This is a genomic window from Paenibacillus sp. CECT 9249 (assembly GCF_918697855.1).
Taxonomy (GTDB): Bacteria; Bacillota; Bacilli; order Paenibacillales; family Paenibacillaceae; genus MSJ-34.
Genome location: NZ_CAKKLI010000018.1, coordinates 14,504 through 33,769 on the forward strand (window position 1 = coordinate 14,504; position 19,266 = coordinate 33,769).

Below are 19,266 nucleotides of genomic sequence, written 5' to 3' on the forward strand. Positions count from 1 at the left end.
CCACCTTTCTGTTTGCTATCCCCCATGATGATGTTGGGAAGTACTGTCGCCTTGCTCCGACGGTTGCGACTCTTCCATAACGCCGTTTGCCCCGTCGTCAGGCTTTTCTCGATCTTTCGAATTGGTGCCGCCGTGATGGTGGGATCCGCCCGGAGCGTATTTCGTTACGACCCGCTCGAACAAGCCTTCCGGGAACGAGGAGAACGACTGCAAATCCGAAACTCCCGGTTCTAATAACTGCTCGTAAGCTTCTTCCGTTAACGGCGGGGACGTTTCTTTTACTTCCTTCACCCATGCATCGAACTCGTCTTCCGATGTCGCCTTCACTTTAAACGTCATTTGCGCGAAATCCTTTCCGGTGAAGTTGGCCCCCGAACCGTAGTAGCTGCCTTCTTCATCGGCTTGCAAATAGAGCGTCATCGCCATGCCCGACATCGTATACATTTGGCCGCCGAGCTGCGGAATCCAGAACGAGTTCATCGCCGATTCGCTCGTCAGTTCGAACCGCACCGGAACTCCAGCCGGAATTTGCGCGTAATTGATCGTCGCAATGTCCTGATCCGGATATTTGAACAGCCATTTCCAATCGAGCGACGTGACTTGTATCGTTATTTCCTCTTTTGCCGATTCGATCTGTTTGGAAGGCTCCAACGCATAAGTATAATTTACCGTTACGGCAGCCAGCGCGATAATGACGATGATCGGGATGGTCCACCACGTAAATTCAAGCTTGTTGTTATGTTCCCAATTCGGTTTGTACGCGGCTTTCCGGCCCGGTTTGTCGCGATAACGCCATACGATAATGACGGTCATGATCAGAACGGGAACGATCACAATCGCGCACAGTATCGTAGCAATGACCATCAAATCCCTTTGCGATGACCCGATCGGGCCTTTCGGATCGAGCACGATAAACTTATCGCTGCACCCCGATAAGAGGCCAACCATGACGGCAAAAAGAACGGGCATCAAAATTCGCTTCATCGGTCTCACTCAGTTTTCATCTCCTTGTCCTTACCTGCTCTTGCGGATGCGCTTCGTAACATATTTCATTGACGAGAGACGTGACCGCTATTTTGTTACTCTTAACATAGCAGAAATAAAAGCTCTTAACTGCCGACTTAACAATTACGACAAAAAACCGCCTTTTTTTCGTAATACTTTATTCACCGGAATGACAAATCTTCGGCATTTGCTGGAGCAAGCTGGAATTTCGCCGATTTATCCGCATGAAACTGTCACAAAACGTTCAACGTTTTGCCGGTATTCTCCTTTCCCGCCATTAGCGTTGCATCCCTTTTTAAAAACGGATTGGGACGAGGAAGCAGTGTTCGTCTTTGGAAACCAACCGTGCTAGCAGGGAGAGATTAGTTTGACAATGACTTTGATTCAGAAACCTGCAAATGAAACCAATTTCATCATACCGTTAACGGCTGACGTTCTTTCGGGCAGGCTAACGAAACTGAAACATGCTTATGAGGGAAAAAAAGCGATTAAACCGCCGATTTCCTATGAATAACGATACGTACTTTCGTATGATTGGAAATGTCTTCATTTTGAGCCCAATAAGGATTGCCAGTTTCGTTAGCGCCTAGGTCCGCGCGGATCGCCTTCAAAATGGGGAATATTACTATCGCGCATGACAACTTCCATGAACTCGAATCCGCAGCCTTTATGGAGGCAATGCAGTGCACTCCCGCAACCATTTGCTTTGGGCACGATCCCATTCGCTCAGGCGGCGACAATTTGGGAACGCAAAAAAGGCCGCCCCAAAGCCACCAAAATGACTCTGGGACGACCTGCTATTTTCAGCTTCGCGCCTGATGATCCGCCAAACTATCGCAGCAATTTCAAAAATTCCCGCATAAATCCCGGCAAATCCGGCCAAGCATGGCCTGAAACAAGATTGCCGTCAAGATGAAGCGTTTCGGAAGTATAAGACGCTCCTATATTTTCAACGTCAAATTTGCATGCGCTATATGCCGTCATCGTGCGCCCTTCGAAATAACCTTTCCCCGGGAGGGCGCTAAATACTAAAGCCGCATGGCAAATCGCCCCGATCGGCTTGTTCGATTCCAGGAAATGTTCGAGAATGCGCGGAATATGCTCGTCGAGCCGAATATATTCCGGCGCCCGGCCTCCCGGAATGATCAGGCCCGCATAATCCGACGGTTCCACATCCGCGAATGCGAGATGCGATTCCAGCCTGTACCCCTGTTTTTCCGTATAAGTATCCCATCCCTCGAAATCATGCACCACCGTTTGCAGCAATTTTTTCTTGGGCGAGGCGATGACGGCTTCGTATCCTTCCTCCAATACGCGAAAATAAGGATAATACACTTCAAGAGCTTCTACGGCGTCTCCAGTAATGATGAGCACTTTTTTGGACATGGAATCAACTCCAATTCATTTTTTTAGGCTTTGCCCTGCATTTATTGTCAACCAACGGATAACCGCTGTAAAGAGGTGGAAAATGCGGAAATTTGTCGTACGAAAAATATTTTTTTTCGCGGTAGGAAAAAACGATTCCGCATCGAAATTAGGGAATGTAAACCAAAATGTTCAGGAGGGAATTATGAAGAAAAAAGCTTTCATCATCGCATCGCTAGCTTGTTTTGCGGCGGTTGCCTTCTCCGCCGGCGTCTTTGCGGCGCAAGACATCAAACTGATCGTGAACGGCAAGACCGCCAAAGCCGATGTGAAAACGATCGACGGTTCGACCTACGTTCCGCTGCGGGCCGTTTCGGAAATGTTAGGCGCCAAAGTCGATTACGATCCGAAGACCAAAACGGTTACGATTACGGGAGCCGCCGGCGCCGGAGAGAAGGAGAACGCAAACGAGAAGGCCGGAACGTCATTGCGCAATGCCGCGCCGATCGGTACGACGGTTTCCTTTTCCGATTCGGGCATATACGAATATGAAGGAACGTTAACCGTGAATGAAGTCATCCGGGGCGAAGAAGCGTGGAAGCTCGTTTCGCAAAACGAGTTCAATAAAGAGCCGAAGGAAGGCTACGAGTATTTGCTGGCAAAAGTAACCTTCGGCGTGACGAAGAACAAGAAAAACGCTGACGAACAAATTGTGATTAACCCTGCCAGGTTCGATCTGCTCTCGGGAGACGGCAAGGTATACGACCGTACTTCCGTGGCCGATCCGGAACCGGGCATCGCCTCGAAATTGTATGCCGGCGCGTCGCATACCGGTTGGGTCGGATTTCATGTGAAAAAGGACGATCCGAATCCGATCATCGCGTACGCCAGATCCCTGGACGGAACGGGCGGAGCCTGGTTGAGAACGTCTAAGTAAGGCAACAAGGGTTCCTCTCCGACTTTACAGAGAGCTTTTGCTTTTCATGGCATATAAAACCGCTGGAGAACACCCCTCCTGCGGTTTTATTATTCTTTGGCGGGCGAAGGGCGCATAAGAGTCGGCATAAAAGTCAGCATGCGGCATGGCGAAGAGCGTATCCCATTCGTCATAGCTCCGAAGTTTGGAGTTAATTGGTAATTCTATCGATTATATGTCACCGGCGTTGCATCGAGAAATTGCTATTCGGACCGTACGGCCGTTATTTCGCGTCAAAATCGCTTATTCACGGTTTAGGCGGACATTGGTTCCGCTATCCGTTCGACGGAGGGCTTATTTTTACGCTTTTGCCGCGAATAGAGGATCGTATGTCCGCGAACTGTCCGAAATTGGGCGTTTTGTCACAATCAGCGTCTTCTGTGTCCGCGAACTTGGGAGCGAGGCGGTAGAACCAATGTGAAGGAATAGTACGGTAATCCGCACAGCTGTTTCAATATTGCTGAAAAAAGTTAATGCAACGCCAGTGATGATTCTGCAAAGGTATACGAAAAATCGTACTAATCGAGCGGCGCACACTGCGAATCCGTCGATTTAGTTCGAAATTTCATACACAATGAGCGATTTCACCCCTATTCCCACAAAGGTATACGAAAAATCGTACTAAGCGAGCGGCGCACGCTGCGAATCCGTCAATTTAGTTCGAAATTTCATACACAATGAGCGATTTCCCCCTATTCCCTACTATATGTACTCTTTAACGGCGAAAACTACCGCTAATTTTTGAGAATCAACTTTTTGGCAAGTCCGCTCGAAAGCAGTTCCGCAAAATACCGTTAGTTTTCATTTTTTGCCCCGTGAGAACAAGATTACTCCAGAATTTACCGCTAAATAAAAAACGCCTGACGGCGTCCTTGCAGCTTACTCGAACCGAAACGATCGAAATAGGAATGGATTCCTCGAAAAAAGCAAGACGCCCGCCGAAGGGTTTCGCCGCGAACGGACATCTTGCGATCAAGCTATTTCAATTTCGTGAACATCCCGTTCCCTGAGCCGACGTATACATCATTGCCAAGCTTCGTAACATAACCTTCGACCGCCGGCTTCTCGCGCAGATCGGGATAACCGAACCGCTGGCCGGCCACGCGATTCAGCGCCGTTCCATCCTTGGCGCGCAGCGTATATAGATGCTTCCATCCCTGCACTAGGAGCTCGTCGCCGCGCAGAATCATGCGCGGACCGCCGTCAGTCAGGGGAGATTGCCAAATCGTCCGTCCCGTAGCCAGTTGCAGCGCCGCAGGATGTCCGTCGAGCGCAAGGTACAGCGCATCTTCTTTTACAATGGCGCCTGCGCCCCTTCCTTCCCGTTCCCATACGATTTCGGAATTGACGGTATCGTACAATGCCGTTGTGAATGTTTCATTCGGCCACTCTCGCGAACCGGTAATAAGTAAGAAATACCGTTCGTTTGCTTGTTCTACGCTCTGTTCCCCGATGAAAGGGAGACGATGCGTCACTTTACCCGTTTTCGTATCGATTCGCAACAGTTCGTCCTTTGCGGGAAGCCAACGTTCCGCCGGAGCAGGCGAGCCTAGATCCCTTTCGTCGACGGAATAAGGAAAACTTTCATAGAGGCCCGATTTGAACCTGGACATGTCGATGTTTTCAGGGAGTTCCCATCTTTTCTTCCCGGTTCGCGAATCGTATGCGGACAGGCGATTTTTCGAAGCGATCAATACGTTATCGCGCGACTGCCGATCCAGGATCAGGCTCTCGCTGTCCGCGAGCGTTTTGGTCCATAGCGACTTGCCGGTCGACTCGTCAAACGCGGTCAGTTTCCCGCTCCTCTTGCCTTCCCAATCGCTCTTCTGCATGACGATTACCCCATTCGCTTTCGAAAACTCAAGACGGTAATTCTCGTATTCCTTGCTATTGCGATTGAATCTCTTGCTCCATACCGTCTTGCCGGTGTTTGCGCTGATATACCGCAGCGAGGGCGAGTCGCCGTATGCGGTGTAAACGGCTACGTTCCGGCGGTCTTCGGAAATAAAATAGGCGAGTTCCTCGTTTTTGACATCGATCGTCCACCGCTTGCCCCCGGTCGCCGCGTCAACACCATACAGCTTTTTATCGTAATGCATGCCGCTGTATCCGCCGTCGTCCGCCAATACAAGGAGCGTTGAGCCAGCTTTGCCGACAAGGAAATTGTAGGCGAGTTCGCTTTGAAACTTCCACGCTTCCTCTTTCCGTACGGATCGTACGAACGGTTCCTTTCTTAATATATGGGAAAGGCGGCCGCTTTCTCCATCCATCTCAACTACGCTCAAATACCCGGTCTCGCCTTCCGGATAGGCAAACTCAATCCCGCGAACGGTTTTATCCTTCGACCAGGTCACGGCCATTTGCCAAGCATCGGTTTCGTATCTCCAAACGTCCAACGTTTGCAACGGTTCTCCCGTCATATTGACGGCTTCGGACGATTCCCGGAAGGACGGTTCGCCGAAAATTTGCTTGAACTTCGATGCCGCATCGCCGGGCCGAATATTGGCGTTTACGGCAGCTTTCGTAAAACTGAGCGATCGAGCATCCGATTTTACAGGCTCGACGTCCCGTTCCCGAATCCACCCTGCCCGCGGCGCCCGCTCATTTTCCGCCTGTTCCTGGTACAGATATACTTTCAACCAGTCTTTGTAACGCGCTATCGCCTGCACTCTTTGTCCGATTTCCGCGACGCCGCGTTCCACCGAATCATTCGGGTACAGGGCTAAGGACGTTGTCGCCTTCATGGCGAAATCTTGCGGCAGCATACCGCTCATTTCCTCCGTCTCCGGCGTCAAATACCAGATCGGGATCCAGCCGAAGTCGCTTTCGAAATCGATGAGGGCGTAATGTTCGGTAAGCGCGGTTACCAAAAACGTTTGCTCCGGTTTCGGATAGAACAACGCCTCCCGTTCCGCCGCGCGCGGCAAAGCGTAAGCTGCATCGGTTCCGGAGGGCAAGCGGTAAGTTTGGCCGATTTCGATTCCGTAACGCTCGGCCAACCTATTAGCCGCGGAATCGCCGGGCGGAATGTCCGCTGTGCCGGAATAAGAGGAGACAACTCGGCCGTCCTTAAGGGCATACGCAATATACTGCGATACTTTGTCATGATCCCATTCGACGATAAGCTGCTCGCGAACCGCGCCGCTGCGCAGTCCGTCGAAATCGACGTCCACCGTATATCCGTTCCTGTCAGCAAGGGGCGTAAACTGGTACGAGGAATCGGCAACATCGTACCGCCAATACTCCCGCGTGATCAACTCCCCGCCCTCATAACGGGATTTTTGGAATTCATAGTCGGGCGATTCCAGCACTCGCACCAATTGTTCTTTGCTCATGCCGATTTGAATTTGCCGCGTGTCCGGCAAACCGGATGACCGGTCGCCCTTCGGGGCAAGCGATCCCTTCTCCTTCAACTGTTCGGTCGATACTTCCACGAGATTTGCAGACGTCGGGCCGCCGGCTTCGAAAGGCTTCCGCGAAGAATCGCCTCCGTCTTTCGCCGCCGCGCAGCCCGCTGCCAACGCGAGCACCGCCGCAAAATATATGGATTTCACCCATCTCGTTTTCATGTCATTCTCTCCGTCTTTCATTGTATATTTTTTTCATTCGTTTCTAATTATATGACGAGAGTGGAGAATGGATTGTTACGCTTCCTTCCGAACTTTCTTTTCCGGATCCAGCGCTGAAATGAGCCGCCGCTTGCATTACGATTGATCAGCCTTCACAATCCGGTCCAATACCGTCTGGCCCTCCGCCTGAATCCTGTCCAGCGCCTCGTCCAAAGTCGTCTCTTTGGCTTGCACCCGCTGAATTTCCCGTTTCGTCAGTTCCTCAAAGAGCGGATAAAATTCATTGGGGATATCGCTTTCGCGGCCGTTACTCACGGTCTTGGGTTTAAGCGCATAGAAGGCCTCCAGTCCGTTCTCCGCATATTCTTCTTTGTAAGAACCCATTCTGGAGAGCAGGTTACCGTTCATCGTTCGTGATTTGATCTTAGCATATTCGACCCCGTTGACATATTTAATAAACTCCCAAGCGGCATCCGAATTCGGCGAACCGGCCCGAATCGCAAATATTTCCTGCAACTGAATATCTCTTGACGAATCCGGCTCGAACGGGTCTACCGGACCTGCCGCAATCCCCAGTTGAAAAGGTTTAAAAGCCTTGATTCGTTCTTTTACCTGCTTTATATTTTGAAGCAAATAAGAATCGTCCACGGTCATCGCCATCCGTCCCATCAAAAACGGCTTATGCAGATAATACTCCTCTAAAGAACCGCCCCAAAAATCCTCTTTCGGGCTGTAAATTGCCCCGGAATTCGCCGCTTCCAAAGCCATCTTCCAAACGTTTCTCCATGAATCGGTGTTTGCCGTCACTTTCAACGTACCGGGATTGACAGTGGTCAGTCCTTGGGTATAAGCGATACTGCTTGCTAAAGTATCTAGAAGACGATCGGAGGTCACGGAACCTTGCAGTCCGAACCCGTACACCCGCTCCTTCTCGTCGCCATCCGCCGGAAAACGCCGCGCCAATTCGAGTATTTCCTGCCAGGTCATTTTGTCATGCGGCAATTCGACTCCATACTTGGCGAACAAATCCGCGTTATAGAACAGCGCGTTGCCGTAAAACCTCGGACTGAGCCCGTACAGTTTGCCACCGCCCTTTTCTTTCAACAAATCGATGATGGTAGGATAAATGCCGTCGATGTCGTAGTTTTCTTTGCGAATGAAAGAATCCAGTTCCAACAGCATCCCGTCCGCGGCATATAGTTCGTATTGCTCCGCGCTGAGCAGCACAACATCCGGCTGCTCCTTATTGATAAAGTTGGTCTCCGCCTTGATGCCGTCTTTTTCCGATTCATAATCAATACCGCGATAGTCTACGACTTGCACTTCAATATTGGGGTATTTCGTAGAGAATAAATCGCCGTATTCCTGATAAAAATAGTCCTCGCTATAATACATAATTTTGAGACGCCGAGGCTCAGCGGACTTTTCCGGCTTGACGAGCGTACATCCCCCAAGCGCAATACAAAGCGCGATAACGAACATCTTATATATTTGTTTGACTCTCATTGCGACCTCCAAAGGCTGAAGTGAGGAAGAACGTTTTTTACCGAAAAACTATATTGCCGCCGGCAATGTGAAAGCCGTATGTATCGATGAATTTCACCAGCTCTTGATCGCTTATTGACACTATCTTCTCGATTTGGTTGCTGCCGTTTCTGATCACTTGCACGTCAACCGCGCCTCTTGCGTCGAAATAAAGAGTATCGGTTTCCCTTTTCGCAGCCGCATTCCCGTCAATCAATAACCTGATCGCTTTGTTGTCCCATAAATAGCGCTGTGTCTTTGGATCGTACTCGATTCCGTAATCCGTATAGACGTCTAACGATTCATCGCTTGCACCCGGGCCGTCGCCCTGCTCGAATGCAAACGTATAGTTGGAGCCGACAGTCGCTTGAACGTCGTCTGCCGTACCTGGCGTAAATACCGTAACGGCAGTCGCCTGCATGTCTTCTGCAGTGCCGGCCGCGAAGACCGAAACGGCTCCCAGGGTCAACGCCACGGACAAAACGATCGTTGCGACCGATGCTTTTCTAAATTTCATAATGGATACGATTCTTTCTTGGACGGCATTTTTACCGAATCCGTTATACAATGGGGCAAACTTTGAATTCCGCTCCGCCACAGCGATCAAAGACAATGCATAATCCGCCTTCTTGTCATCGCCGAGCTTCTGTAACACCTTTTCGTCGCAGGCCAGTTCCAAATCTCTGTTCAAGAGCATATACAAGAGCCAGACTAGCGGATTGAACCAATGGATACAAAGCGCCAGTGCCGATACGGTCTTCCATACCACATCGAAATGCTTGATATGCGTCAATTCGTGAGTAAGAACCTGTTTCAATAGCCCCTCATCGCTTAGATCCAACGCCTTCGGCAAAATAATTCTCGGTTTCAACAAGCCGCAGGCGATCGGGGTCGCGATTCGATCGGAAACCAGTATTCGGATGGGGCGAACGGTTTTATGTCCGCGCAGCCACTCCTCTATGAAGGGATGATGCCGAAGCGGCAAAGCCGTTCGAATCTCCCTGTAGCTTCTATAAAAAGCGGCTATACAATAAACGGACAGCAGTATCGTTCCCGCAAGCCAAACGACAACGATCGGAGCGATGAATTCGCTTCGATCCGACGTAGCGGTACCACCTGCGTATGAATGGGCCAAACCGGGAACGCCTTCCATAGATTGCCCGTTGGCGAGAGTTGAGATATCGGCAGCCGGAGAAGGAAGAAACGATGCTGCGCTGCCGATCCAATCGGATACGGTCCATAGGGGTAATGCGGGTATCGGAATGGAAACAGGAAGGATCAGCCGACATACCGCAATGCCCCATAGGATCACAAATGTTGTTTTGGGCAGCTTATCGATCGCAAGCGCTCTTACTATTGCAATGAAGGCTATCAAGGCTCCTGCCGAAATGCTCATTTGGAGAATCATCATCACAAATCCCTCACTTTAGGCGCTCAACAATTTGCTTTAACTTGTCGATCTCCGCTTTAGTCAAATTTTTCTCGTTAATAAAGGAAGAAAAGAACAGCTCGGCAGAACCGTCGAACATTTTGTTGATCAAACCCATCGTTTCCTGTTCCTGTACTTGCTCCTTGGACACTAGCGCCTTGCATACGAAATTCGGCTCCACTCGTTCGATTGCATTTTTTTCGATTAGTTTTTTAATCACCGTATAAGTCGTATTTCGATTCCAGCCCGTTTCTTCTTTCAAAAGCTTGGCAAGCTGCCCGGCCGACAAATCCCCCTCTCTCCATAATGCTTCCATCACTTTTAATTCCGAATCAAACAATTTAATTTCCATGTTATTCTCTCCTTGCGTGACTATTGCAATAGTTATCATGCATCAATACTATCGCAGTAGTCACACCTTGTCAATGACGATTATAGTAGTTAATCAAAAATTGGGGATTACCGAACCTAGAGTTGTGTCGAAAACAAAAAAAGCCGCCGATCTCCCGGGCTTACCTTTGCGGGTGATCGACGGCGCGAGGTTCGGACTTTTTATCGTTTCGTCCTGCAAGCTTGCCTATTCCATCGGCACTTCAATTTCTCCGTTCACAATCTTCTCTTTATATTCTTCGACTTGTTTCAGAACGTCCTCGGGCACGTTTTTCGAAGAGGTGTCGGCAATGCCGACCCCGTTCTCTTTCAGCCCCAGTTCGAGCGTAGTTCCGCCTTCGAACGTTCCGTCGATCAGCTCTTCGGAGACGCGGTATACGGCTTCATCCACCCGTTTCATCATGGACGTCAATGTAACGTCGTCGCCGTACTCCAAGGACTGGTCTCTATCTACGCCGATGACCCATACTCGCTTTCCTTGTTTCAACCGGTCCGACGCTTCGTTGAACACACCCGCGCCGGTGCCGCTCGAAGCGTGGAAGATAATATCGGCCCCCGCGTTATAAATGGTCGCCGCCGCCGCTTTGCCGAGATCCGGCTTATCGAACGCGCCGGTATAGTTGACGATAATTTCCGCGTCCGGATTGACCGCCTTCACTCCCGCTTTAAAACCGGCTTCGAATTTGGCGATAACCGGAATTTTCATTCCCCCGACGAAACCGACTTTGTCCGATTCGGTCATTAATCCCGCAATGACGCCGACAAGAAAGGATCCTTCATGCTCCTTGAACAAGACCGACTTCACATTCGGTTCGTCCACTTCATTATCCACAATGGCCAGCTTCGCGTTCGGGTTGTCCCGAGCCACCTTCTGAACCGCCTCCACCATGACGAATCCCGTCCCCCATGTCAGGTCGTAACCGTTCTTTACAAATTGGCTCAAATTCGGAACGAAATCGGCGTCGGTTTTACTCTGCAAATATTTAATATCCGCGCCTTTGTCTTTTTTGATCTGCTCCAAAGCTTCCCAAGCGGTTTGGCTGAACGCCTTGTCGTTCACCCCTCCGATATCCGTTACCAAGCCGATTCGGACCGATTGTTGACCCGCGTTCCCTTCGTTCTGTTCGGTACCGCCGGCGCTTTTGCCCGAATTGCAAGCGCTAACAATCATTGATACGAAAAGCATGAAAACGACCGACAACCAAGATAACCTTTTCAACAGAATTCCTCCCTTTAATCAATAATAGTTTAACAAATAAATGTTTGTTTATTAAACTTATGTTTATTTATAGCATATGCAAACCGAACTATCAATACTAAAAAAATGTTCCAAAACGAAGGAAGCGGAAATAAGAGGCAAGTTGCAAATAAAAAATTTACTATTGTTTTTACAACAAACATATGTTTATAATGATGTGAAAAAGGATGGTGACAAACATTGGACAAAGATAAGGACAAACAGATTTTAGATTACATCAGGCTGAATCCTTATATATCGCAACAGGAATTAGCGGATAAACTCGGTTTATCCCGTCCGGCGATCGCGGGGTATATTTCCAACCTGACCAAGAAAGGAGTGATTAAAGGGCGGGCGTACGTATTGCGCGAAGATACGGTCATCACTTGTATCGGCACGTCCAATTTCGACCGGAAAGCCTACAGCAAGCAAAAAATGATTACAGGCACGGCCAATCCGGTCGAATTCAGCGAATCATGCGGAGGCGTGGCGCGGAATGTCGCGGAAAATTTGGCCCGGCTCGGCCTTCACGCGACGTTGGTATCTTGCGTCGGCAACGACCGGGAAGGAGAGCTGCTCCTGGACGAAACGCGGCGCGCCGGCGTCGATGTCAGCCAAGTCAATGTGCTGCCGGACGAAAGAACCGGCACGTACACGACATTGCTGGACACGACGGGGGAAATGTTCATTGCCATCGCCAATTACAATGTATTGGACCGGTTAACGAGTTCGATGTTGGCGGAGCGCTGGTCGGCGGTCGCCTCCTCGCAAGCCGTCTTCCTCGATTCCAACGTATCGGCGGAGAGTCTCTCTTATGTCATCGAACGTTGCAGGGACGAGAATATCCCGCTCTATGTCGATCCGGTATCGCTGCCGGATGCGCAGAAGCTTCCGCAAAGGCTCGACGGCGTTCACTGCATATTTCCGAATCGCCACGAAGCCGGATTTTTGGCGGGCATGGTGATCGAGAGGGCGGAAGATTGCCGCATAGCCGCCCGCAAAATAAAAGACAAAGGAGTGCGCAACGTCATCATTACGATGGGCGACCAAGGATTGTTCTATTCTTCCGAGGAAGAGGAACGGTTCTTGCCCACTTTTTCAACCGAAGTCGTAGACGTTACGGGTGCGGGCGACGCCTTTACGGCAGGGTATTTATTCGGCATCGTCCGGGAGGAAAGCATGCATCGCGCCTGCCAATTAGGCCTGGCCGCTTCCTCAATCGCTTTGCAAAGCGATCAATCCGTTTCGCCCAAGCTGCAGCCGAATCTATTGTATTCCCTATTAAACGAACATAACGATGAGGAGGTCCTAACGCAATGAAATCTTATATAACGATATCCGAAGAAGTGCAATCGGCTCTGGAGCAAAAGCTTCCTGTCGTCGCCCTCGAAACGACGATTATCTCTTTCGGATTCCCGCATCCGTACAATATTCAAATGGCATTGGAGATGGAGGAAATTATTCGCCGGCATGGCGCCGTTCCCGCAACGATCGGCCTGAAGGAAGGGAAAATCAAGGTAGGCTTAAGTAAAGCGGAAATCGAGGAGTTCGCCACGGAAGGCTCGGTGTTGAAGGCGGGCCGGCGCGATTTCCCTTATGTGCTCGGGCAGAAGAAGTTGGGGGCCACCACCATTTCCGGCACGATGATCGCCGCCGGACTGGCAGGCATCCGAGTATTCGCCACGGGAGGATTGGGCGGCGTACATCGCCACGGCGAAGTGACATGGGACGTTTCCGTCGATTTGACCGAAATGTCGCTTACCAATGTCGCGGTCGTCAGTTCCGGCGCCAAAGCGATTCTCGACCTGGGCCGGACATTGGAAGTGTTGGAGACGTTAGGCGTGCCGGTCGTCGGATACCAATCGGATTATTTCGCCTCGTTCTATTCCCGCCAAAGCGGATTGAAAGCCAATTTCCGGCTGGACACCCCGGAGGAAGTCGCGGCGATGATGGACGCGAAATGGAGTATCGGCCTGAACGGCGGAATTCTTGTCGCGAACCCCGTACCGGAGCAGGACGAAATTCCGTTCGCCGAAATCGACGAAATTATTAAGCAAGCGGTGGAAGAAGCGAACGCCGAAGGCATCGCCGGGAAAGAAGTGACGCCGTATCTGCTGAAGCGCATCAATCATCATACGAAAGGCCGGAGTCTGGAGACGAATATTGCGCTGGTTAGAGAAAATGCAAAAGTAGGCGCGCAAATCGCCGTCGCCTATCAACATCTGCAAAACAACAGGTAGGTGAGATGACAATGGCGCCAAATGCCGCAGTGGAGTTGAAAAAGATTACAAAACGTTTCCCCGGCATCGTCGCGAACGATTCGATCGATTTCAAGCTGGAGAAGGGAAGCGTTCACGCCTTGCTCGGCGAGAACGGAGCGGGCAAATCCACGCTAATGAATATTCTCTTCGGACTGTATCAACCGGACGAAGGCAGCATTGAGATCGATGGAAAAGAAGTCGCCATCAACGGGCCAAACGAAGCGATCGGGTACGGAATCGGGATGGTGCACCAGCATTTCAAGCTCGTCAGCCCTTTTACGGTCGCCGAGAATATTATTCTCGGCATGGAGCCGAAGCGCGGCGGGCGCATCGATACCCGTTCGGCCGTCCGTAAAGTGCAGGCCTTGTCGGAACAATACGGATTGCATGTCGATCCCCAAGCGAAAATCGCGGAAATATCGGTTGGCATGCAGCAAAGAGTGGAGATTTTGAAAACGCTTTACCGCGGCGCGAACATTCTTATTTTCGACGAACCGACGGCGGTTCTTACCCCGCAAGAAATTTCCGAACTGCTGGACATTATGAAACGTTTGGTTGCCGAAGGCAAATCGATTATATTGATTACCCATAAATTGAAGGAAATTATGCAAATCGCCGACACGGTGACCGTTATCAGGCGCGGCAAAGCAATCGATACTTGCCCCGTATCCGGGACGAACCCGGATGAGCTCGCCGAGAAAATGGTCGGGCGAAGCGTCAATTTCAGCGTGGAGAAACAGCCTGCAAAGCCCGGCCCGGTCGTCCTGAAAGTCGACAAGCTTGTCAGCCGCAATAAGGACGGCGTCCAAGCGCTGAATGAAATCTCCTTCGAGATTCGGGCGGGCGAAATTGTCGGAATCGCCGGGGTCGACGGCAATGGACAGACGGAACTGATCGAAGCGATATCCGGGCTAAGAAAAGCCGATAGCGGGAGCATTCGCCTGAACGGCCAAGAACTGACTTCCTTAACGCCGCGCCAAATATCGGAAGCGGGGCTGTCGCATATTCCGGAGGATCGCCATAAGCACGGTCTTGTGTTGGATTTTACGATGAGTGAAAATATGGTGCTGCAAACGTATTTTCATCCCGAATTCCAAAAACGGGGGCTGCTCAATTATAAAGCGATCGACCGCAAGGCGGAGACGTTAATTGCCGAATTCGACGTTAGAACGCCTGACATCCACACTCCCGCCCGCGCACTGTCCGGAGGCAATCAGCAGAAGGCGATTATTGCCAGAGAGATCGACAAAAATCCGGATCTGCTCATCGCCGCTCAGCCGATTCGAGGCTTGGATATCGGGGCGATCGAATTTGTGCATAAACAGCTGATCGCTCATCGCGACCGCGGAAAAGCCGTGCTTCTCGTGTCCTTCGAGCTGGACGAAATTCTGAACGTGGCGGACCGGATTGCGGTCATTTACGAAGGTCGAATCATAGGCGAGGTATATCCGCATGAAACGAATCATCAGGAACTGGGCCTGATGATGGCGGGAAGCGATAAACGTTCAAAATCGAGGTGATACGATGCGCAAATTGGCGACATGGTTGCAAGGAGACTCGCTTATTATTTCATTCGTTTCTATTTTTCTAGGTTTGCTCTGCGGCGCGGTCATTATGCTGATGGGCGGATACAATCCGATCGTCGCCTATTCTTACCTGTTCGCCAAAGTGTTCGGCAATATGTATGATTTGGGCGAAACTTTGCGGCAGATCAGCCCGCTTATTCTTACCGGTCTGGCCGTCGCCTTCGCGTTCCGGTCCGGACTGTTCAATGTAGGCGGCGAAGGGCAATTTATTATGGGCATGACGGGGGCAACGATCGTAGGAATCAAGCTGTCGCTTCCATGGTTCATCCACGCTCCCCTTGCCGTAATCGCCGGAGCGCTGTTCGGCGGCCTGTGGGCGGCCATTGCCGGGTTTTTTAAAGCGAAGCGCGGGGTTAACGAAGTCATTACGACGATCATGTTGAACTGGATCGCCATGTTCCTTGCCAACTATTTGATCGGAGCGTTCCTAATCGAAGCAGGCCAGCAACGTTCGCAAACGATCCATGACTCCGCATCCGTTACGATCGCCCCTCTGCTCCCTTTGTTCGATAACGCGCGCATCCACTGGGGCATGCTGCTGTCGTTCGGATGCGTCCTGATCTATTACTTGGTGATGTGGAAAATGAAGCAAGGCTACGAATTTCGGGCGATCGGCCATAATGCCGAAGCAGCCAAATATGCCGGCATGAATATTAGCAAAAGCATCGTGAGCGCTATGTTCCTTAGCGGCATGTTCGCCGGTTTGGCGGGAGCGTTCGAGGTTCTCGGCGTATTTCATTATCAGCCCGTCGCGACCGCCTTCCCCGGTTACGGCATTGACGGCATCGCGGTAGCGCTGCTCGGCATGAGCAATCCGATTGGCGTCGTCCTCGCCGCCTTCCTGCTCGGATCGCTCACGTACGGAGCGGCGGGGATGAGTTTCGGAACGGATGCGCCTCCTGAAATTATTCGCGTCGTGATCGGTTCGATTATTTTCTTCGTCGCTACGCAAGGCATGATACGTTTCGTTCTGAAACGGTTTTATCCAAAAGGTACCGGGAAGAAGGTGATGTAAGATGGATGCAATGGACGTCATCGGTAACATTATCAACATTACCCTTGTATACGCCACCGCGTTAATCTTTACTTCCATGGGCGGAATCGTTTCCGAGAAATCCGGAGTCATCAATATCGGTTTGGAAGGACTTATGACGATCGGGGCTTTTACCGCGGCGATAACCGCCTTTTATATGCAAACAAAGCTCGGAATGGGGGCGAGTTCCCTCTGGATCGGCATGATCGCCGCCATGATCGCTTCCGCGGCATTCTCGTGCATCCATGCGGTCGCCTCCGTTTCATTCAAGGCGAATCAAATCGTTAGCGGCGTGGTCGTAAACTTTTTGGCGGCGGGATTGGCCGTCTATTTGGTCAAGCTGTTGTTCGACGGATCGGGAACGACAGACACATTGAAGGTGGTATTCGGCAAAATCGAAATTCCTTTCCTTTCCTCGCTCCCGATTATCGGAAACGGAATATTCGTCGCCTATCCGACCACTTTTCTGGCACTCATTCTTGTCGTTGCAATCTATTACGTATTGTTTAAAACTCCGTTCGGTCTGCGCTTGCGGGCCGTCGGCGAGCACCCCAGCGCGGCGGATACCGTCGGCGTCAAAGTGTCTCGTATGCGGTATATGGCCGTCATGTTAAGCGGCGCTCTGGCGGGACTCGGAGGAGCGACGATCGTGTTGACGACGACCAGCAATTTCTCCCATAATACGATTACCGGGCAAGGATATATTGCGCTCGCGGCCATGATTTTCGGCAAGTGGAATCCGTTCGGAGCGTTGGTGGCTACGCTGTTCTTCGGATTTTCGCAGGCGCTCGGGAATATTGTGCAGTTGTATCCGTGGGCGAACGATATCCCGCGGGAGTTTATCTATATGCTTCCTTATATTTTAACGATTCTCATCTTGGTCGGGGCGATCGGCCGCGCTTATCCGCCCGCTGCGCTCGGCGAGCCTTACGACCCGAACAAACGTTAAGTTAGCGGCGCTGCCTGGAGATCGCAATTCTCTGGGCAGTTTTTATAGCGGACAGTGGATCCCTTATTTGGCGAAAAAGCCCCTTTTTCCGCATGCTGGAGGACAGAGCTTCCGTTATCTGTGACAAATCGTCTTTTCGGGCCTGTTCCGGGTCAAATTGCGGATCGTGTGTCCGCCAATCATCGAAAAAACGCTCATCTAGCCAATTTAACGGAAGCTGTATCCGCCAAATCGCTTACCGCAGTCGCTTTCCCGTTTCTCGCGATCAAGCGGCTTAGAACAAACAAAAATCGCCCCCTGGCCATCATGCGGCCAAGGGACGATATGCTAGACGAGACTTATACGGCTCGCCGTACGCGCCCTTCCGTCTTACGATTCGCTTCGCTCGTTCTCTCGATCTCGATTCATCCGTTCGTGCACCAGCCCCATCGCCGTGCCGATGACGTAAATATGAACGCTGCCGACCAGAAATCCGAGGCCGACCATCAGGCCCGTATTTTGATCGCTGAAATGATATAAATTGAACAGGCATAGCAGCAAGCCTATGCCGAATACGACCCAAGCCATCCAAGTCATCGCTTTGACCAAACTCCGGGCGCTTCCTTCATTGCCGCCTTTCACTCCGCTTACGGATACTGTCTTTGTCGTCATCTCGAACACTCCCGTACTGTTGTAAGTGCTTACTTATCTATACTATACCACATGTATCCGAATTTGTTCATACAATTTTCGAAATTTGATCAAAAAACGGTCAAAATTATACGCAGGCATTAGTCTAATCATGTTTCCGGAATGGGCCCGCATGGAATCGATCGAAAAAATTTTACGCCCCCCGCATCGAATCGAACCGCTTCATTGTCTAATATAATAGAGACTATACGAGGAGGAATACGAATGGAACAGCATACGGAAGCGGATCTTCAAAATTTGGAACAAGAAGCGTGGAATTTAAAAAAGAGATTTCTAGAGACGGTTGCGCCTTATCGGTCGGATCTGTGGAGGTATTGCCGCAAATTAACCGGTTCGCCATGGGATGCGGAAGATTTGGTTCAAGAAACGCTGCTCAAAGCGTTGGCCTCGTTAGGTCAGATTTGGCAGCCGGTATTTCCGAAGAGCTATCTGTTTCGCATCGCGACAAATACGTGGATCAATCAGTGCCGCAGAGACAACCGATTCGAGTTGTCATCCTATGATGAAGAATGGGATGATTCCAATCGCTCCGGACATATATCGGATTTTGAAGTTTACGAATCGATCGAGTTATTGGTACATAGATTGTCCCCCAAACAAGCCGCGGCTATTTTATTGGCGGAGGTGTTTCATTTTACCGCTAAGGAAACGGCGGATATGCTTGCAACGACGGAAGGAGCGATGAAATCCTTGCTGCACCGGGCAAGAAAAAACTTGCGATCCATGCAAACAAACGATGAAAAGAACAGGGAAAGCCGAAGCGTCTTGGAAAGAGAATATCCGATGCCGGACCGGAAAGTAATCGATTCGATTATCGACGCGTTCCATAAGCGCGATCCGGAAGCGATGGCCGCACTATTCAGCGAATACGCCTATAACGATATCGTTCACGTCGGACAGGAATTCGGCAGGGAAACGATCAAGAAATACTCCGTCCGCGATACGTTTTTGCATTGGTCCGGAGCATTAAAGGCTTTCTTTCGGATGCTATGGGATCGCCCGGTTGTGATCGTCTTGATCGATACGAACCAAGGGTGGCAGTTAAAGAGCGTAATTTATTTGGAAACGCTAGACTGCTCTATCGTTTATAAAAAGGAATATTATTTCTGCGAAGATTTATTGCTGGAAGCGGCCAAAGAATTGGATGTTAAGCTTCACGAGAGAGGCTGGTGAAGAAATTTCGTCAACAGGATCGCCATGTACCGTTTTTATTTTATATAAACATATGTTTATAATGAAATGAAAGGGATGG

The 19,266-nt window shown here is 50.5% G+C and carries 16 protein-coding genes; 8 read left to right on the forward strand and 8 right to left on the reverse strand.

The features are described from left to right. Nucleotides 1–15: 15 nt before the first annotated feature. On the reverse strand, nucleotides 16–984 hold the full coding sequence (cyoA, locus tag LQ229_RS14235) for a ubiquinol oxidase subunit II (RefSeq protein WP_216536521.1): 969 nt from the start codon (nucleotides 982–984) through the stop codon (nucleotides 16–18). On the opposite strand from cyoA, the gene LQ229_RS14240 reads away from it, so the two are divergent. Then, the gene (locus LQ229_RS14240) at nucleotides 947–1,357 is read left to right on the forward strand and encodes a hypothetical protein (RefSeq protein WP_230192097.1); all 411 of its coding nucleotides are present in this window, start codon (nucleotides 947–949) and stop codon (nucleotides 1,355–1,357) included. The two genes, cyoA and LQ229_RS14240, sit on opposite strands and share 38 nt — an antisense overlap. A gap of 479 nt (nucleotides 1,358–1,836) precedes the next feature. Here LQ229_RS14240 and LQ229_RS14245 read toward each other — a convergent pair whose 3' ends face one another. After that, nucleotides 1,837–2,391, reverse strand: coding sequence for a DJ-1/PfpI family protein (locus LQ229_RS14245; RefSeq protein WP_216536501.1), 555 nt, complete (start codon nucleotides 2,389–2,391; stop codon nucleotides 1,837–1,839). Between the two features lie 184 nt (nucleotides 2,392–2,575). Between LQ229_RS14245 and LQ229_RS14250 the strand changes: the two genes are divergently transcribed. Next, on the forward strand, nucleotides 2,576–3,307 hold the full coding sequence (locus LQ229_RS14250) for a DUF4352 domain-containing protein (RefSeq protein ID WP_230192098.1): 732 nt from the start codon (nucleotides 2,576–2,578) through the stop codon (nucleotides 3,305–3,307). A 1,016-nt stretch (nucleotides 3,308–4,323) separates the two neighbouring features. Here the strand turns inward: LQ229_RS14250 and LQ229_RS14255 are convergent. The 5 genes from LQ229_RS14255 to LQ229_RS14275 all read right to left on the reverse strand — a co-directional run bounded on the left by LQ229_RS14255 (nucleotide 4,324) and on the right by LQ229_RS14275 (nucleotide 11,477). Continuing rightward, complete coding sequence (locus tag LQ229_RS14255) at nucleotides 4,324–6,915, reverse strand: PQQ-binding-like beta-propeller repeat protein (RefSeq protein WP_230192099.1); 2,592 nt, start codon at nucleotides 6,913–6,915, stop codon at nucleotides 4,324–4,326. 135 nt (nucleotides 6,916–7,050) lie between these two features. Next, nucleotides 7,051–8,421 carry an extracellular solute-binding protein gene (locus LQ229_RS14260; RefSeq protein WP_216536498.1) on the reverse strand — a complete coding sequence of 457 codons (1,371 nt, stop codon included), beginning with the start codon at nucleotides 8,419–8,421 and terminating at the stop codon, nucleotides 7,051–7,053. A gap of 37 nt (nucleotides 8,422–8,458) precedes the next feature. Beyond that, nucleotides 8,459–9,850, reverse strand: a complete 1,392-nt coding sequence (locus tag LQ229_RS14265; protein WP_230192100.1) for a M56 family metallopeptidase — start codon at nucleotides 9,848–9,850, stop codon at nucleotides 8,459–8,461. Between the two features lie 10 nt (nucleotides 9,851–9,860). Beyond that, complete coding sequence (locus LQ229_RS14270) at nucleotides 9,861–10,220, reverse strand: BlaI/MecI/CopY family transcriptional regulator (protein ID WP_216536496.1); 360 nt, start codon at nucleotides 10,218–10,220, stop codon at nucleotides 9,861–9,863. A gap of 225 nt (nucleotides 10,221–10,445) precedes the next feature. Then, nucleotides 10,446–11,477, reverse strand: a complete 1,032-nt coding sequence (locus tag LQ229_RS14275; RefSeq protein WP_230192101.1) for a BMP family ABC transporter substrate-binding protein — start codon at nucleotides 11,475–11,477, stop codon at nucleotides 10,446–10,448. Between the two features lie 219 nt (nucleotides 11,478–11,696). Between LQ229_RS14275 and LQ229_RS14280 the strand changes: the two genes are divergently transcribed. The 5 genes from LQ229_RS14280 to LQ229_RS14300 are packed head-to-tail and all read left to right on the forward strand — an operon-like array spanning nucleotide 11,697 to nucleotide 17,324. Continuing rightward, a complete protein-coding gene (locus LQ229_RS14280; RefSeq protein ID WP_216536494.1) occupies nucleotides 11,697–12,815 on the forward strand; it encodes a carbohydrate kinase in 1,119 nt (372 codons plus the stop codon). After that, the gene (locus LQ229_RS14285) at nucleotides 12,812–13,735 is read left to right on the forward strand and encodes a pseudouridine-5'-phosphate glycosidase (protein ID WP_216536493.1); all 924 of its coding nucleotides are present in this window, start codon (nucleotides 12,812–12,814) and stop codon (nucleotides 13,733–13,735) included. Before LQ229_RS14280 ends, LQ229_RS14285 begins: the two co-directional genes overlap by 4 nt. Nucleotides 13,736–13,746: 11 nt before the next feature. Next, a complete protein-coding gene (locus LQ229_RS14290; RefSeq protein ID WP_216536492.1) occupies nucleotides 13,747–15,276 on the forward strand; it encodes an ABC transporter ATP-binding protein in 1,530 nt (509 codons plus the stop codon). Between the two features lie 4 nt (nucleotides 15,277–15,280). Next, a complete protein-coding gene (locus LQ229_RS14295) occupies nucleotides 15,281–16,357 on the forward strand; it encodes an ABC transporter permease (protein ID WP_216536491.1) in 1,077 nt (358 codons plus the stop codon). 1 nt (nucleotide 16,358) lies between these two features. After that, nucleotides 16,359–17,324 (forward strand): ABC transporter permease, encoded by a 966-nt coding sequence (locus LQ229_RS14300; RefSeq protein ID WP_216536490.1) that lies wholly within the window; start codon nucleotides 16,359–16,361, stop codon nucleotides 17,322–17,324. Nucleotides 17,325–17,693: 369 nt separating this feature from the next. Here LQ229_RS14300 and LQ229_RS14305 read toward each other — a convergent pair whose 3' ends face one another. Further along, nucleotides 17,694–17,975: a hypothetical protein gene (locus LQ229_RS14305; RefSeq protein WP_230192102.1), complete on the reverse strand. Its 282-nt coding sequence runs from the start codon at nucleotides 17,973–17,975 to the stop codon at nucleotides 17,694–17,696. Between the two features lie 243 nt (nucleotides 17,976–18,218). On the opposite strand from LQ229_RS14305, the gene LQ229_RS14310 reads away from it, so the two are divergent. Next, nucleotides 18,219–19,187, forward strand: a complete 969-nt coding sequence (locus LQ229_RS14310) for an RNA polymerase sigma factor (protein ID WP_230192103.1) — start codon at nucleotides 18,219–18,221, stop codon at nucleotides 19,185–19,187. The last annotated feature ends 79 nt before the right edge of the window (nucleotides 19,188–19,266 follow it).

What these genes read in the sequence shown, in the direction of transcription:
- LQ229_RS14300 (WP_216536490.1), top strand. Translation starts at nt 16,359, where the DNA reads ATGGATGCAATGGACGTCATCGGTAACATTATCAACATTACCCTTGTA.
- LQ229_RS14285 (WP_216536493.1), top strand. Translation starts at nt 12,812, where the DNA reads ATGAAATCTTATATAACGATATCCGAAGAAGTGCAATCGGCTCTGGAG.
- cyoA (WP_216536521.1), bottom strand. Translation starts at nt 984, where the DNA reads ATGAAGCGAATTTTGATGCCCGTTCTTTTTGCCGTCATGGTTGGCCTC.
- LQ229_RS14240 (WP_230192097.1), top strand. Translation starts at nt 947, where the DNA reads ATGACGGCAAAAAGAACGGGCATCAAAATTCGCTTCATCGGTCTCACT.
- LQ229_RS14305 (WP_230192102.1), bottom strand. Translation starts at nt 17,975, where the DNA reads ATGACGACAAAGACAGTATCCGTAAGCGGAGTGAAAGGCGGCAATGAA.
- LQ229_RS14250 (WP_230192098.1), top strand. Translation starts at nt 2,576, where the DNA reads ATGAAGAAAAAAGCTTTCATCATCGCATCGCTAGCTTGTTTTGCGGCG.
- LQ229_RS14245 (WP_216536501.1), bottom strand. Translation starts at nt 2,391, where the DNA reads ATGTCCAAAAAAGTGCTCATCATTACTGGAGACGCCGTAGAAGCTCTT.
- LQ229_RS14295 (WP_216536491.1), top strand. Translation starts at nt 15,281, where the DNA reads ATGCGCAAATTGGCGACATGGTTGCAAGGAGACTCGCTTATTATTTCA.
- LQ229_RS14310 (WP_230192103.1), top strand. Translation starts at nt 18,219, where the DNA reads ATGGAACAGCATACGGAAGCGGATCTTCAAAATTTGGAACAAGAAGCG.
- LQ229_RS14260 (WP_216536498.1), bottom strand. Translation starts at nt 8,421, where the DNA reads ATGAGAGTCAAACAAATATATAAGATGTTCGTTATCGCGCTTTGTATT.
- LQ229_RS14270 (WP_216536496.1), bottom strand. Translation starts at nt 10,220, where the DNA reads ATGGAAATTAAATTGTTTGATTCGGAATTAAAAGTGATGGAAGCATTA.
- LQ229_RS14290 (WP_216536492.1), top strand. Translation starts at nt 13,747, where the DNA reads ATGGCGCCAAATGCCGCAGTGGAGTTGAAAAAGATTACAAAACGTTTC.
- LQ229_RS14255 (WP_230192099.1), bottom strand. Translation starts at nt 6,915, where the DNA reads ATGAAAACGAGATGGGTGAAATCCATATATTTTGCGGCGGTGCTCGCG.
- LQ229_RS14265 (WP_230192100.1), bottom strand. Translation starts at nt 9,850, where the DNA reads ATGATGATTCTCCAAATGAGCATTTCGGCAGGAGCCTTGATAGCCTTC.